This window comes from Emticicia sp. 17c, assembly GCF_037153985.1.
Classification (GTDB): Bacteria; Bacteroidota; Bacteroidia; order Cytophagales; family Spirosomataceae; genus Emticicia.
The window spans coordinates 222983-238277 of the sequence record NZ_JBBAYI010000011.1 but is presented as its reverse complement, the minus strand read 5'-3'; the positions used below and the strand labels follow the sequence as shown (position 1 = coordinate 238277).

The window sequence follows — 15295 nt, the reverse complement described above, 5'->3', positions numbered from 1 at the left end:
GTCTTGGGCAGACCGGATTTTCTATATATCTCATCATTTTAAAGCAATTATCAAGGATGGCCTGATTAAAATTATAAATAAGTATGACGGCAGTCATAAGGCATTGCTATTTAAATAAAGACCTTTGACAAAAACTTTATGAGAATAGCGTTTGTAATCCTATTAGTGATTCATAGTTTTATTCACTTACTCGGTTTCGTTGAAGCATTTCAACCTGCCGCTGTAAAAGTTCTTTCTTTGCCTATCTCAAAACTGATGGGTATCTTCTGGTTGGTTGCTCTTTTCTTATTGTTATATGCCGCAGTACTATTTGCTTTCAAAAATTATTACTGGCTGCTATATGGCCTAGCTGGAATCATCATCTCTCAGGTTGTTATTTTCAATTCATGGCAAGAAGCGAAGTATGGTACCATGGCTAATGGTATTATTCTGCTTGTTTTGGTCACAGGATATGCGGCCTGGAGCTTTAATAAGCAATATACGCTTGCCGTAAGAGAAAGTTTCGGTTACTCAGAAAAATATTCAGTGCCAATATTGACTGAAGTTGATATACAGTATTTGCCTGAGCCTGTCAAAAAATACCTGCATTATACCAGATCAGTCGGCAAACCCGAATTAGATAATTTCAGAGTCGAATTCAGGGGTAAGCTAAGAAAAAATAAGCAGTCTGAATGGATGCCTTTTACTTCTGAACAATACAACTTTATTGGGGCATCAAAACGTTTTTTCTTTATGAATGCAACCAGGCATCATCTGCCTGTGGCAGGATTCCATTCTTTCAGAAATGGCAATGCGTTTATGAACATACGTTTATTATCTTTGTTTAAAGTTCAGTATCAGTCAGGATATGAAATGGGAAAAGCCGAGACTGTCACTTTTTTTAATGATATGTGCTGTCTGGCTCCGGCTACTCTGATCGATAAAAGAATTAAATGGCTGGAAACAAGCGGCAATCAGGTAAAGGCCTCCTTTACTAACAATCATATTACAATTACTGCATGGCTACATTTTAATGACAAAGGAGAATTAATTAATTTTATTTCAAATGATCGCTACGCCTATGATAAAGAAAGTGGCATGAGACAAATTCCCTGGGAGACTCCTCTTAAAAATTACAGAGAAATCAATGGATACAAATTAGCGGGTCATGCACAAGCAATTTATAAATACCCTGAAGGGGATTTATGCTACGGGATATTCGAGATTACCGATATTCAATATAACTGCGACAGGCTCTAATGAGCATAAGAGTAACTGATTTTCTTACGCTAATCCTATTTTATTTTGGCTACTAACAATTTTAATATAAACGGATTAAGTGACGAAGAGGTAATTGTCTCTCGTCAGAAGCATGGAACTAATCAGCTAAGCTATAGAAAAGAGAATGGTTTGATTCGTGTGTTAAAGAGCTTAATTAAAGAACCAATGATTATTTTATTGTTGGTTACTTCTGGTATTTACTTTGTAAACGGAGCTATTTCAGATGGTATTTTTCTTACTTCAGCTATTATTCTGGTATCTTTCATTTCCATTTTTCAGGATACCCGAAGCAATAATGCCTTAGAACAACTAAAAAATTATACACAGCCCTCTTGCAGAGTAATAAGGAATGGAAAGATAATAGCCATTTTGAGTAAAGATGTTGTGATAGGTGACAGCTTGATGGTAGAAGAAGGCACTTCTATCATTGCTGATGGCATTATTATCCATGCTAATGATTTCTCTGTTAATGAATCCATTCTTACCGGGGAATCTCTTCCAATTTTTAAAGACTCTAACAAAGAGGATCATTTTATTTATCAGGGAACTACTGTCGCAAGTGGACTAGCTATTGCTACTGTTGCAGCTATTGGTAATAATACCCGCTTAGGACAAATAGGTAAAAGCCTTGAAAATATTGAAGAAGAAAAAACGCCTTTAGAGTTACAGATAAACAATTTTGTAAAAATGATGGTCATTGTGGGCTTTATCATTTTTGTTATTGTCTGGCTTATCAACTATACTATGTCCCATCGAATGCTAGACAGCTTGCTCAAAGCACTTACCTTGGCCATGAGTATTCTGCCTGAAGAAATCCCTGTTGCCTTCACCACTTTTATGGCATTAGGAGCCTGGCGGTTGATGAAAAACGGAATCATAGTAAAACAAATAAAAACTGTTGAAACCCTGGGTAGCGCCACAATTATATGTACGGATAAAACCGGAACGCTTACAGAAAATAAAATGAGCCTGGCAGACATCTGGGTACCCGGTTCTGAAAAAATAACCAAACCTGATAGTATTGCAGATGAGAAAGAACAAGAATTAATCAGGGTGGCTATGTTCGCCAGCGAACCTATTCCGTTTGACCCAATGGAAATAGCTTTGCATGAAGCCTATGCCAAAATTGTAAAGAAGGATGAAAGACCCTTTTATCGGATGATTCATGAATATCCTTTAGAAGGCAAGCCGCCGATGATGACTCATGTGTTTGCAGACAATATAAATAACAGAATTATAGTAGCCAAAGGCGCACCTGAGGCCATTATGAGTGTCTCTCGATTAACTGAATCTGAAAAGCAATACATCGAAGACCAAATCAAACTTATCACGGCTAAAGGTTATCGTGTGTTAGGGGTGGGTGAAGCAGCTTTCAAAGGAAGTGATTTTCCTGAAAAACAGCAGGACTTCTCATTCAATTTTAAAGGAATTGTTTCTTTTTATGACCCCCCTAAAGCTAATATCGCTAAAGTATTAGAGAAGTTCTATCAGGCAGGCATTGGAGTAAAGATTATTACTGGGGATAACGCAGCTACCACCGGAGCCATTGCCCGGCAGATTGGTTTTAATGGCTATGAGAAAAGTATATCAGGCGACCAACTCATGCAATTATCTGAAACTGCATTACAAGAGGTTGTACAGGAGACTAACCTTTATACAAGAATGTTTCCTGAAGCGAAGCTAAGAATTATCAATGCGTTGAAGAGGAATAATGAAATCGTTGCGATGACTGGTGACGGTGTCAATGATGGCCCAGCCCTGAAAGCTGCCCACATTGGCATTGCTATGGGTAAAAAAGGAACTGAAATAGCAAAACAAGCGGCCTCACTGGTTTTATTAGAAGATGATTTATCAAAAATGGTTGATGCCATTGCGGCGGGCAGAAAAATATATGCTAATCTGAAAAAGGCTATTCAATATATTATCTCCATTCATATTCCGATTATCTTGACTGTCTTTCTTCCTTTAGCTTTAGGATGGATATATCCGAATATATTTTCGCCTGTGCATATTATCACTTTAGAACTGATTATGGGGCCTACCTGCTCTATTATCTATGAAAATGAGCCGATAGAAAAGAATAGTATGATACAAAAGCCCCGGCTGTTTACCAATACTTTTTTTAACTGGAAAGAACTAACTACAAGTATTATACAAGGGCTTATGATTACTGCAGGCACTTTGTTTGTTTATCAGTATACAGTCTATCAGGGCTTCAATGAATTCATTACCCGTACAATGGTGTTTACTACATTGGTTGCCGCTAATATATTTCTGACCTTAGTGAATCGCTCTTTTTACTATTCATTCCTTACCACTTTAAAATATAGTAATAAGCTGATTCAGCTTATTATAGGCATTACTGGTATACTGATGATTTTAGTAATCTATATAAAGCCATTGGCAAAGTTCTTTCAGTTTCATCCTTTAAGTTCATCTCAGCTATTCATTAGTATTGTAATAGGGTTTATTTGCGTTGCCTGGTTTGAGATAGTAAAATGGTTTAAAAGAATTCATAACCAACAATAATCCAAAACAGTAAAGAATAGGCATTCAATTATTCAGTTTAATCTCATGCAAAATCTACCTGCAAAAAGCTTCTGGGCATTTGATATCAGTTACTGGTTTAAGCAGCTTAATAGTTCAAATACTGGTTTAAGTAATATAGTTATTAATAAGTCAGATTACCCAGTAGAAAGGCCTCAGACTAGTCACGCTTATTTAGCCAAGGAATTTCTGCTTTTGATTAAACAATTTACCAGTCCTTTAATTCTGCTTTTGATTGGAGCCGCCATCATCTCTATCTTTCTTGGCGATACTTCAGATGTATATATTATCCTTTTTATTGTGCTGTCTTCTGGCTTACTGAGTTTTTTTCAGGAAAGAAATGCTAACAGGGTGGTAGAAAAATTACAGTCGATGGTTACACTAAAAAGCACCGTTCTACGAAATGGGGAATCACAGCAGATTAATTCAGGAAATGTACTAATTGGAGACGTAATTGTATTGAAGGCAGGCGATATAATACCTGCCGATTGTCTGGTTGTAGAGGCTAACGAATTATACGTGAATGAAGCCAGTTTAACAGGAGAATCTTATCCTGTCAGAAAATACGCTGGTACTTTAAATGAACAGACAGAGTTAGGTAAAAGAACTAACTGTCTATGGGAGGGGGCAAATATTGTAAGTGGTAGTGGTAAAGCGCTGGCAATTAACACTGGAACCAATACTATTTTTGGTAGTATAGCCAAAAGTGCTTCTGTATCTGTTGAAACTACGTTTGAAAAAGGTATCAAGGATTTCGGGTTTTTCCTGATGAAAATAACTTTAATCCTTTCTGTATTTATTCTGATTGTCAATTTATTGAATCATAAAAATATTATTGAATCGGCTTTGTTTACGTTGGCTTTAGCTGTAGGAATGGCACCGGAATTACTTCCGGCGATTACGAGTATTGCCATGAGTGCAGGCGCAAGTCGTATGCTGGCCAAGAAAGTGATTGTAAAAAAACTGGCATCCATACAAAATCTGGGTGAAGTAGATTTATTATGCACCGATAAAACAGGAACTATTACGGAAGGCATTATTAAAGTAGTGGGCTTAACAGACCCTTTCGGGATAGAAAGCGAATCAGTAAAAAAGATGGCCTTCCTGAATGCCAGTTATGAAACCGGCTATGCTAACCCGATTGACGAAGCATTGAAAAACCTGGTCTTTGAGCCAAAACTCATTTCAGAGAAAATTGGCGAAATACCTTATGACTTTATTCGTAAAAGATTAAGTATAGCTGTTAATCTTAATTCTGAAAGGCTCCTGATTTGTAAAGGGGCTTTTACTCAAATTCTTGGTATCTGTTCAAAAATAGTGGTAAGTGATAGCAAAATTGAAGATATCAGTAATCATCAAACAGCTATTCAGAATAAATTTGAGCAATTTGGTAAGGATGGACTGAGAGTGATTGCGATAGGTTATAAAAATATTGATACTGCCGATATTTCGAAGGATGATGAAAAAGAAATGATTTTTGCAGGATTTATCGTTTTTGAAGACCCGGTTAAGGAAGGAATTACTGCAACCATTAAGGAGCTAAGAAAACTTCAGGTAAATCTGAAAATCATAACCGGTGATAATATTAATGTAGCTAAGGCTATCGGCCTCAAGATAGGTATTGCAAACCCTGAAGTGATAACAGGGCAGGAATTACTGAATACCAGTTCTGAAGCTTTGAGACAGTTGGCCAAACAGACACATATTTTTGCAGAAGTAGAACCTCAGCAAAAAGAGCGGATTCTACAGGCTTTACGAAAATCTTATACGGTTGCCTATATGGGTGATGGGATTAACGATGTGTCGGCTATTACTGTAGCTGATGTGGGAATTTCAGTTGAAAATGCTGTTGATGTAGCTCGTGAGGCAGCAGATTTTGTGTTAATGGAAAAAGACCTGATGGTAGTGGCAGACGGAATAAAAGAAGGACGAAAGACTTTTGCCAATACACTCAAATACATCTATATAAGTACAGGCTCAACTTTCGGGAATATGTGTAGTGTAGCTTTCGCTTCTCTTATTTTACCATTTCTGCCTATGCTTCCCAAGCAAATACTTTTAACCAATTTCATTACTGATTTTCCGTATCTTACAGTGGCTTCTGATAATGTCGATAAAGAGCAACTGGAAAAGTCAGGCAAATGGAATCTCAAAGTAATCAGTAAATATATGGTTATCTTTGGGATTCACAGCTCTCTTTTTGATGTGATAACCTTTCTTACCCTGTTATTTGTATTAAAGGCAAAAGAAAGTGAGTTTCAGACTGGCTGGTTTATTGAATCAGCGCTTTCTGAATTGTTTATTCTTTTTATTATCAGAACCCATAAAAACTTCTTCAAAAGTCAACCCGCCAGATATCTTTTACTCTTTAGTATTGTTGGACTAATCTTAACCCTGGGCCTTCCCTACACGGCGCTTGCCAATGATATAGGACTAGTTCCTTTGCCTCTTACAAGTCTGGCAGCCATCTTAGCTATCATAGCTGCGTATATCATTACTGCAGATTTGCTCAAAGTATGGTTTTTTAAGAAATACAGGAAGATTTAATATCATTACTATTGCTTTTGTATTAAATTACTGAGGTACTATTGTCAGATTATCAAAATAGGCTGTACCAGACGAATCTGTATTGGTATAGCCTAAATGGCTGGAAATAGTAATGATTCCGGTCGTACCTGAATTAAAATTAAGCGATAACTGTGTCCAGTCATTCGTGCCTTTTAATCCTGTGCTGCTCGGTGGCCAAGGATTGCTATTAACCAGTGCTAATGTAGCTCCTTTATCCGTATATAAGTGCATTACTTCTGACGTAGTCTTGTAAGAAGTAAGTTCAAAATTCTCAATAATGATTACTGGTAGCAGTAGCTTTAATAATTTTCCGTAATTCCCTTGCATCGTCTCTTTTCGTAAAATGCAAAGGTCGAAATTATTTAACCCACAACTTTTATACTTGATCCCGTTTAGGTTTGATCCACTTATTTCGGGACAGGTCAAAACCAAAAATCAAAAAAGCACTCATTGCTGAGTGCTTCGTTGCGGACTAAACGTGGGTATAATCGAACCCTTGATTCCACTTTTGGCCTTACTTGATGAACTCAATCAAGCCTGAATGTTGTCTATTATCTACAAATACATCATGTTTGTTGGTAATAAACAACAAATAATTGGTGCACTAAAAAACAAGTTTTACTTCCCAGGTTTCAACAGATTATGGGGAGAATGGGAGAAAACATCAAGTTGGCACGTAAGCGCCGGAATCTGACCACAATTCAGGTGTCCGAAAGAATCGACATTGATCGTTCTAACTTATATCATATTGAAAAAGGGAACCTATGTATCTCTTGGCGCGTATTTTAATGTACTACGAGTCTTAGGATTACAGGATTTAAAACTGATAGGTAAGGAAGATAATGGCGGTTAAAATAAATATATGAATGAATGTTCAGACGGTGATAAAAGAAATTTTTATAAGATTACAAGCCTTTTAATGTGATGAGTAAAAGTTTTTTTAATTAATAGGATATTCAATCACTCCTCAGAACTACACCCTATCGGGTATGATATATCTTAAAAACAAACTACTATACCCTTTTGGGTATAAATCTACAATCACCTCCTTTCTTGTTTCTATTAGAAACTAAGTATCCATGACTACTCTAACGTCTCAATAACTCCATTCTACTTTTTATGAGTTCTATATAGCTTGTCTTTTGCTCATTACTCAGAAAACTTGCTTCAACGGTTTGTAATAGTTTCCCTTCCTTTTTAAGCAGATTATTGAAAACCTTTTCGATGGACTTCTCATGCAATTGCAATGTTTTTGCCAGAGTTATGAAATCACTTTTTTTCAATTTGTGCTTTTTCCCATTAATCGTAAGTGCTGTTTGCTCAGTGTCTTCCGGCATTGCCAGCCTAGTTGACACCAAATCATAAGCAGGGCTCAGATATACATTTCCCTCACATGTGCGAACCAAAGAGAAATTTTTGAGATGCATATCGGCATTGCCCGTAATAAAGCAAAACAGACTTAACTCAAAAAATACAAGAACATCTAAACCCGAATTAGTAGAAAATTTGCGAATGGCTTTGCCCACTTTTTCCATTGAACTACGGTATTTGTGTTCAGTAAGCGTTTCAGTCAACTGGCAAAAGTCCTCTACATGTATTTTCTGGCCTTTATTTCTATCAAACCGTTTGGTAATATAAGCTAATTCACCTGACTGAAGCCTGATTAATGAATGTGCTGCTGTTTTGATACCACAAATATCTGCCAGTTTCATAGTCAGATCTTCATTCTCGGGCAAGGAGTCGAAAACATCTGATGGGGGCTTTAAAATATAACTGCCCCACAATCCGACAATGGTTAGCCTGCTATTCTTTGTATCTACTTTCTCAATTTCTAATGATAGTTTGGGCTGCACACCGGTCACTGCTACACTTCTGGCAACAATTTGTCTGGCTATAACTTTTAAATCTGCCTTACCTAAAGACAAAACAGGAGGCTTATCTGAACCAAAAATGCTTCTAGAACATTTGCTATGAAAATCAGCGATTTCATCATTAAGAGGCTGATAACAATATAAACACTTTTTCATATCGGTTCTATTGTTTTGGGAATGATGCCTACTGCCCCGATGCAATCGCGACAGGTAGTCAGCAATAATCCCATACGGTCGCGGGGACTCACTTTCCAGTTCTCCACAGCAATTTCCATTAACCATCCTTCAGGAATCAACCCATCAAAAAAAGGAAACAATACCTGTTGATGAAATGCTTTTTCCTGTAAAGGCAAGGTCAGGCTGATGGCCTGTACATTATCCTGTTTCAGATAATCTTTATCATATTGAAAATGATAACCCTCTTCATCTTCAAAAATGACGCCTGCCAGTTGTTCATAAAAAAACACATCCCCTGCTCTATTCATCACTCACCTCCTTTCTGACAACTCCCGTCTCACTGCCGAACATGTCCAGTACCTGATTTACTTTATCAAGTCTGAGGGTGGTTTTCCCTTGTTCCAATTCGCGTAAGAAACGCAGACCTACGCCTGCTTTCTGAGCCAGTTCCTCCTGCGTTAATTTAACGCTTTTGCGTTTTTGCTTTACAAATTCACTGATTGGATTCATGATTTCATACCTTATAGGGTATAAATATAATAGTTTTTAAATAAATATACCTGTTAGGGTATATTTATTTCACTATAAATAAAAAGCGATGATGGTTTAATACTTTTTGCTTCCGGAATATACATCAATCACCAATGCAAAACCTCGAATTATTCAGTAAACTTAAGCATAAACCCATGCTTTTTTGGAATAAATTATGTTTGAAATATAGCCATTTATCGGTTGTTGAGGTAGTTGAGGTAAACTTTTGTGGATGAGAAAGCTATTTACATCGGATTAAGTGTAAATAATTGACTATTAGTGTGTTATAAAAAAAGAACCCCGAATGTATATGGGTTAACTGACGAGCTACCTGTTGCCTCAATAGATGATGCATTACCCATACCTGCAGTAAGGTTTTTAAACAAGTTCATATTGCCGTCTTTCTCCAAGCTAGAAGTTGCCGTAACAGCATAATTAAACAAGGGTTTAGCAAGCGTGTCTGGCCTATTTTGTAACTGCAATGCAGGAAGGGTATCAGCTTTAGAGTGAAGTTTGTTTTTAACTGTAATAGCATCTATCGTGCTTTGCGGACTATTAGTCTGACTAAAAGATAGGATAGATGACATTGAGAGTAAAATTGTTAAAATATATGATTTATTACGTATTCTATAAATTATATTATATTATTTGGAGTTATACCTGATGCTAATCATAACTTTATAATAGAAAATATTAATTTATCTCCTCTACTACTATATTGTTATCATCTTTTAAAATAGTTTTATCATTATAATGAATTATTACAAGTGAATCAGCATATGTTCCAATCCCTCTTGCCAAAATAATCATTCGCTTTAATTTACCATCTTGAATAAACGTATATTCTAAAGCATCTATCTCTTTTTTGAAACGTATATTTCTACATTTACAAGTTACTGCTATGCTGGAATTATTTTTAAGTTCTTTTATATAATTAGCTGCTATCTTTCTTTTTGTTCTTCCTAAATTAATATCGTAAATTCCACTATTAGATCTATTCTCTATTAAAATCTTTAAATTTTCTTTCTTTAATGACGAATAGAGATATACTAAAATGGATAAAGCAATATTTAGAATATATGCTATTAATAAAACTTTATATCCCTTTTCATATCTACTTGTAGAAAATAAATAAACGCCTACAATTAAAGAGAGTGGAACCATTATATACACTATGTGTGCTGGATAATTTATTACTTCGCTAAAGGATGATTTAGGTATAAAAAAAAGGTTATCTACTATCATTAGTACAACAAGAATAGAATTTGTTATATAAAAAAAACGTTTCATAAACAGAAAATTTTGTAAATAGTAATAAACCTCAAAACTAGAAAATCTTATTTTTTGCCTAGTTAATATTTGAATTGAACTCCAATCGTGATTTTTTAATAATATATCTGTTTTACTTAGTAAATTGTATAAAAGGCTGTATTACTGCTGTTCCGCCTATTCTTCTAACATAATCAGAAACATTTCCTATTACGTTTGGCCATAATTGATTTGCTCCTTCAAAAATTTTATCTTGTAATTTTGCATCTATATAACCATATGGTTTATCTATTCCTCTTGTAAAAAAGGTATACGTCCCGTTTTTATTGTTTGTTATGCCAAATTGCCTGTTTCCCCAAAGAGGGTGGCCATAATCACCATTTTGGTCACTATATACTGGAGAAAATACCCAAGACATTGAATTTTCATCTTTTTGATAATTCGAAGTGATGACTGCCATACCTTCTTTAGTAATTAGATTTATTGGAAATCCAGGATTTACAACAAATCTCATAATGCTTGTGTTAGAGTTTTCAGAGTTAAATAATAGTTGTTCAGATGATTTACTAGCTTCAAATTTCTCTGTAGCTTCAGCTCCTTTTTTAAAACTAGCAAAATTACTACGAATACGGTCAAAAACTTGTTCCATACTCATATTTGCGGGTAATGTTAAAACCGTCGAATAATAATCAAAATTGGTTTCACTGCCTTTTGCGTTCTTGCTTAATTGAGGAGAAACACTATTACCTCTTAAATTCGCAGTTATAAAATAATTTTTGGGAATATCAAACCTTAAATCGTTCCATGGGTTAGTATTTGTTGAGTTTTGAATTTGTGACAAATTAGATCCAGATAATGTAAAGTCAACTTTACCAGTTGCTACATTAACAGATTCAAGCCCATCTAAATCAATTGAATTTACAGGATTAGAACTTGCATATTGATATGTAGTCCACCAAGGGAACTTAGTTGCTAATGGGTCAACACTAGTAAATCTTGCAATCATTGGGTCATACCATCTGAACCCATATTCATGTAAACCGATATCCTGCTGTAACTCTTTTCCATTATAAGTAAACCGATTTTGTGGTTTATTTATGCTAGGTAAAGGGACAAGTAAAGCTACAGGTAGAATATCGTCATTCAGGCTAACGCCCCATGGATCATAGTGGTTGGTTTGGGTTTCCACCGGCAAGTATGCCTGGTCGGTAGTTGTGGTTGCAGTTGGTTTTTCTACGCAACGGCAAGCTACGCGGCTGTTTCCTAAATGATCTTTCAATATATACTCAAAACGACCATATTTTGCCGGCGTAGAGTTTTCTGTTTTATTGGCATTATATGTTTTCAGTCCCTCTTTAGGTATCCAGCGCCCTTCCGGGGTACCTACAAATTCAATTGAGGTTGTACCCGATTTTGTTAAGTAAACTACATTACCTGCGTAATCATACGTATCAGTACCAACCTTAGTTTGTAGTTTTCTGCCAGTAGCATCATAAATATATTCGTAACCATTAGTTCCACCAAGTATCTTAGCCGGTAGAGTATTGGCAATATATGTAATTGTTATATCCTTTTGGCTATCGTTTTTAAGGCTCCCGTCAGAGTAATAGGTATACATGGAATTTCCTTTAAAGTACCTGTTTATTGCATGCTCTTTAACCTCATTTAATAAATTAGTGCCATTATACTTATATTCCAGGTTATCAACAAGTGTTCCATTTACAGTACGTTGAAGCGTAGTTATATTGCCGTTAGAATCGTATGGTTCCATAGCCAAATCAAACGATTTACCAGAGCCAGCCATATTAGCAGATGTCAAACGTTTTTGTGTATCATATCCAAAAGAATAATCATATGATTTTGATTCTATATCATAAACATCATTATAACTATTAGTAGTATATTTTCTTTGTGCATTGGCATATTTTTGTGTTTTAATATTTCCATCGCCGCTATAGGTAAGCTCCATGCCAAAGAAATCAAATTCTTTAATAGCCGCTACTTTGAGCGATGCCGGATTATTAATTTTGGTGAGCCATCCTTTAATATTGTATTCATAATCTACTACTTGTGTGCGGCAACCAAGATTTTTTTCGGTCATTTCTCCAATCTCATTATAATTGTAAGTAGCTATCGGCTGCCATTTTTCGCTATAGTTGTCGGCATCAATTTTCTGGCAAATAGCAGTTTTTCTGCCACCATAACTATAGCCATTACGGGTTTTAGTTGTTACAGATTTTCCTTGTATACTTGCCTCTGTAAATTCAGCTCGTGGGCGACCGATAAAATCAAGATCTGTTGCACTAATCTCATTGCCACCATGATAGTTTTTTGTAATAGTTTGTACAGTGCGATTTTTAGTATCAAAATAAACTGTGGTACCCAGTTGTTTACCTTCATTATAGGTCCCATCAGTTTTGGTTGCTAAAACCCATGAACTTATCTTTAGACCTTTTAATTTGATTTTGTCGGTCTGTATAGCAGGTAATGTTCCGTCGACACTATAAAAACTTCTGGATGTAAATCCTACCTGGCCGTCTGGGTATGAATCATAATTATTACTCATAACCACAAGCTCTGCTTGCTCATTTACTTTAACTAAAGTATTTATCGGTCGGTTTAGCTCATCATACACAAATCTTGTTTCCATTAATTTGTCATTACGTCTTTCGGTGGTTTTCTGAAGCATGTCTTTAGAAATACCCTCCTCATAGTAGGTCATTGTAACCTCTTCTGATGAAGGAACTTTCTTTTTTGTCATTAAACCTCTTTCGTTATACTCATAAGCAAAAACAAGTTCATTGATAGGCTCAGCAGAAGTTGCAAACAAAGTAAAAGTATTAGTGTTTGGTATTTTTTCAATAGCTTTTGGTGGCACAACACAAACAAGTTGACCAAAGTCATTGTACACATTATAGGTTTTTAAACCCTCTACCTCTTTACAAACTACCTTGCCTTCTTTATCGGTATACTCGGTTGTAATGAGATCGGCTACAGATGCTGCTTTTTGTGTAGAAGTAACTTTATATAAGGTGTTAGGTGCATAACTACTTACAGTTATAACTGAGCCTGCAACGCTAAATTTCTTAATTGTTCCATCATTTGTGCCATATTTAACTTCAGAATAATTTGAACCATCAATATCATCTCCAACTATACTTGATTTAGTAGGTCTATTAAGAGGAGATGCCTCAAAAATAGTTTGAGCAAATGATCTAAGTACATGACAAAAAGGCTTTTTCGTTTCGAAGTTGTATTTTGTGGGTTCTCACATCCTTAAAATATGTCAACGAAAGCGAAAAAGCTGGCTAAATATAGCGAATTTCAAGAAATACTAGGAAAAGAATTGCCTATAAATGCAGCGCGGGTAAAATTCATTGTGCTGTTGATAAGCTTTTTAATAAAAGTTCAAAGTGTTAATTATGAGCGATTAGCTCAAGGTTTTGATAATCCAGTTGCATTAAGTTCCAATTTAAGACGGATTCAGCGTTTTTTTGCTTGCTTTAGCTTAGATGCGGACTTAATTGCTCGATTATTATTCAAACTTTTACCTTCAAAAAGTGCTTATGGTTTGACATTAGACCGTACAAATTGGAAGTTTGGACATAAAAACATTAATATTTTATTCATAGTTGCCATACACAAAGGTATGTCCCTCCCTCTTTTATGGGTGTTTTTGGGTAATAAACGAGGTAATTCGGATCAACAAGAACGTATAGTTTTACTACAAAGATATATTAATCTTTTTGGCGCACATACCATAGAATTTATAACGGCAGACCGTCAATTTATTGGAGAACAATGGTGGCAGTTCTTAATTATTAATCAAATAAGGTTTTGTATTCGATTGCGTGAAAATATGCATCTGCATATTCCAGGTAAAGGAATTGTTAAAGCGTTTTGGCTATTTTATAGTTTACCACTCAATACGGCTTATCATTACCCTAAAATTGTACGAGTCAATAATAATTGGGTGTATTTATCAGGACTAAAATATGTCAATAAAAAAGGTAGAATCGAATATTTGATTGTGGCTTGTTTTGAAAAAAATTACCAAACTTTAGAATACTATGCCCAACGTTGGCAAATCGAGTCCATGTTTAAAGCTTTGAAATCCTCAGGTTTTAACTTAGAAGATACCCATTTAACTGATTATGAAAGACTTGACAAATTACTTATGATTATTGCTTTGACTTTTATGTGGGCTTATAAAGTCGGTATTTATAAAAATGATGCAATAAGACCTCTAAAAATTAAAAAACATGGTAGATTAGAAATGTCTTTTTTTGCCTATGGCTTAAAATGGTTAGCTCAGGTATTTATCAATTCTTTTACCAGTTGTATCCCTAAATTAACCCTAGCTTTTTTGTCATGTACTTAGGCATTTATTACAAAAAGAGTTTATAAGCTATTTCCCAAAATTACCGAGTTATCATCGTTTCATTGAATTGATAGGACGCCAAACGCTCAAATTATATATGTTCGTTAAAGTATTAACCTCTTTAAGTAAAAAGACTGGTCACTATTTTATAGATATCGGACCGCCGAAGCGGTAAAAAATTGCCTGTTTGTGATAACTGAAGAATCCATTCCAATAAAGTATTTACTGGCTTTGCCACAAGAGGCAAATCATCAACTGGTTGGTTTTATGGCTTGAAAATCCATCTGATTATCAATGACTTAGGACAGATTATGAACTTTGCATTAACACCCGCTAATGTGATGGATAACAATGTGCATCTTCTCAAAAAAATGTTCAAAGGATTGAAAGGTAAATGTTATGGGGATAAAGGGTATCTCTCTAAACTCTTCACTCTTTTTTATCAGCAAGGTATGCATTTAGTCACTAAAATTAGAGAAAATATGAAAACTCAATTCGTTGGGAACTTGAAGCCGAAGATTCGAAATTGTTTGCCATTGAAGAAAAATGGATTACCAATAAAATTAGCCATGACACTTACGAAAGGTGGTTCTCTTCAATTAATAACAATAGGCTCTCCTTGAAGGCATCCATTGAACACTTAAGCAGTGACCAAAGCAAGACGTACAGAATTTTAGAAAACAATTTAGAG

Annotated in this window: 13 protein-coding genes; 6 read left to right on the top strand and 7 right to left on the bottom strand. The window is 35.3% G+C overall.

All coding sequences use genetic code 11. The features are described 5' to 3' along the window. The first annotated feature begins 138 nt into the window (after positions 1-138). The 3 genes from WAA15_RS20010 to mgtA are packed head-to-tail and all read left to right on the top strand — an operon-like array spanning position 139 to position 6354. Positions 139-1239: a DUF6544 family protein gene (locus WAA15_RS20010; protein WP_337044605.1), complete on the top strand. Its 1101-nt coding sequence runs from the start codon at positions 139-141 to the stop codon at positions 1237-1239. A gap of 45 nt (positions 1240-1284) precedes the next feature. Continuing rightward, complete coding sequence (locus tag WAA15_RS20005) at positions 1285-3789, top strand: cation-translocating P-type ATPase (protein WP_337044604.1); 2505 nt, start codon at positions 1285-1287, stop codon at positions 3787-3789. A gap of 45 nt (positions 3790-3834) precedes the next feature. After that, complete coding sequence (gene mgtA / locus WAA15_RS20000; RefSeq protein ID WP_337044603.1) at positions 3835-6354, top strand: magnesium-translocating P-type ATPase; 2520 nt, start codon at positions 3835-3837, stop codon at positions 6352-6354. Between the two features lie 27 nt (positions 6355-6381). Here mgtA and WAA15_RS19995 read toward each other — a convergent pair whose 3' ends face one another. Beyond that, positions 6382-6702: a hypothetical protein gene (locus tag WAA15_RS19995; RefSeq protein ID WP_337044602.1), complete on the bottom strand. Its 321-nt coding sequence runs from the start codon at positions 6700-6702 to the stop codon at positions 6382-6384. 315 nt (positions 6703-7017) lie between these two features. Between WAA15_RS19995 and WAA15_RS24600 the strand changes: the two genes are divergently transcribed. Beyond that, entirely contained in the window at positions 7018-7164 is a 147-nt protein-coding gene (locus WAA15_RS24600) for a helix-turn-helix domain-containing protein (protein WP_442892817.1), read from the top strand. Positions 7165-7463: 299 nt separating this feature from the next. On the opposite strand, the gene WAA15_RS19990 is transcribed toward WAA15_RS24600, so the two are convergent. From WAA15_RS19990 to WAA15_RS19965, 6 genes are all read right to left on the bottom strand, one after another. Then, positions 7464-8402: a HipA domain-containing protein gene (locus WAA15_RS19990; protein ID WP_337044601.1), complete on the bottom strand. Its 939-nt coding sequence runs from the start codon at positions 8400-8402 to the stop codon at positions 7464-7466. Beyond that, the gene (locus WAA15_RS19985) at positions 8399-8731 is read right to left on the bottom strand and encodes a HipA N-terminal domain-containing protein (RefSeq protein ID WP_337044600.1); all 333 of its coding nucleotides are present in this window, start codon (positions 8729-8731) and stop codon (positions 8399-8401) included. The genes WAA15_RS19990 and WAA15_RS19985 overlap by 4 nt, the downstream gene beginning before the upstream one ends. Next, positions 8724-8933, bottom strand: a complete 210-nt coding sequence (locus WAA15_RS19980; protein WP_337044599.1) for a helix-turn-helix transcriptional regulator — start codon at positions 8931-8933, stop codon at positions 8724-8726. Before WAA15_RS19980 ends, WAA15_RS19985 begins: the two co-directional genes overlap by 8 nt. 305 nt (positions 8934-9238) lie before the next feature. Continuing rightward, positions 9239-9541: a hypothetical protein gene (locus WAA15_RS19975; RefSeq protein WP_337044598.1), complete on the bottom strand. Its 303-nt coding sequence runs from the start codon at positions 9539-9541 to the stop codon at positions 9239-9241. Positions 9542-9647: 106 nt separating this feature from the next. Then, complete coding sequence (locus WAA15_RS19970) at positions 9648-10244, bottom strand: hypothetical protein (protein WP_337044597.1); 597 nt, start codon at positions 10242-10244, stop codon at positions 9648-9650. 112 nt (positions 10245-10356) lie between these two features. Further along, a complete protein-coding gene (locus WAA15_RS19965) occupies positions 10357-13134 on the bottom strand; it encodes an RHS repeat domain-containing protein (protein WP_337044596.1) in 2778 nt (925 codons plus the stop codon). A gap of 372 nt (positions 13135-13506) precedes the next feature. On the opposite strand from WAA15_RS19965, the gene WAA15_RS19960 reads away from it, so the two are divergent. Further along, entirely contained in the window at positions 13507-14604 is a 1098-nt protein-coding gene (locus WAA15_RS19960; RefSeq protein ID WP_337044595.1) for an IS4 family transposase, read from the top strand. 203 nt (positions 14605-14807) lie between these two features. Then, positions 14808-15227, top strand: a complete 420-nt coding sequence (locus WAA15_RS19955) for a transposase (protein WP_337044610.1) — start codon at positions 14808-14810, stop codon at positions 15225-15227. Positions 15228-15295: the final 68 nt, after the last annotated feature.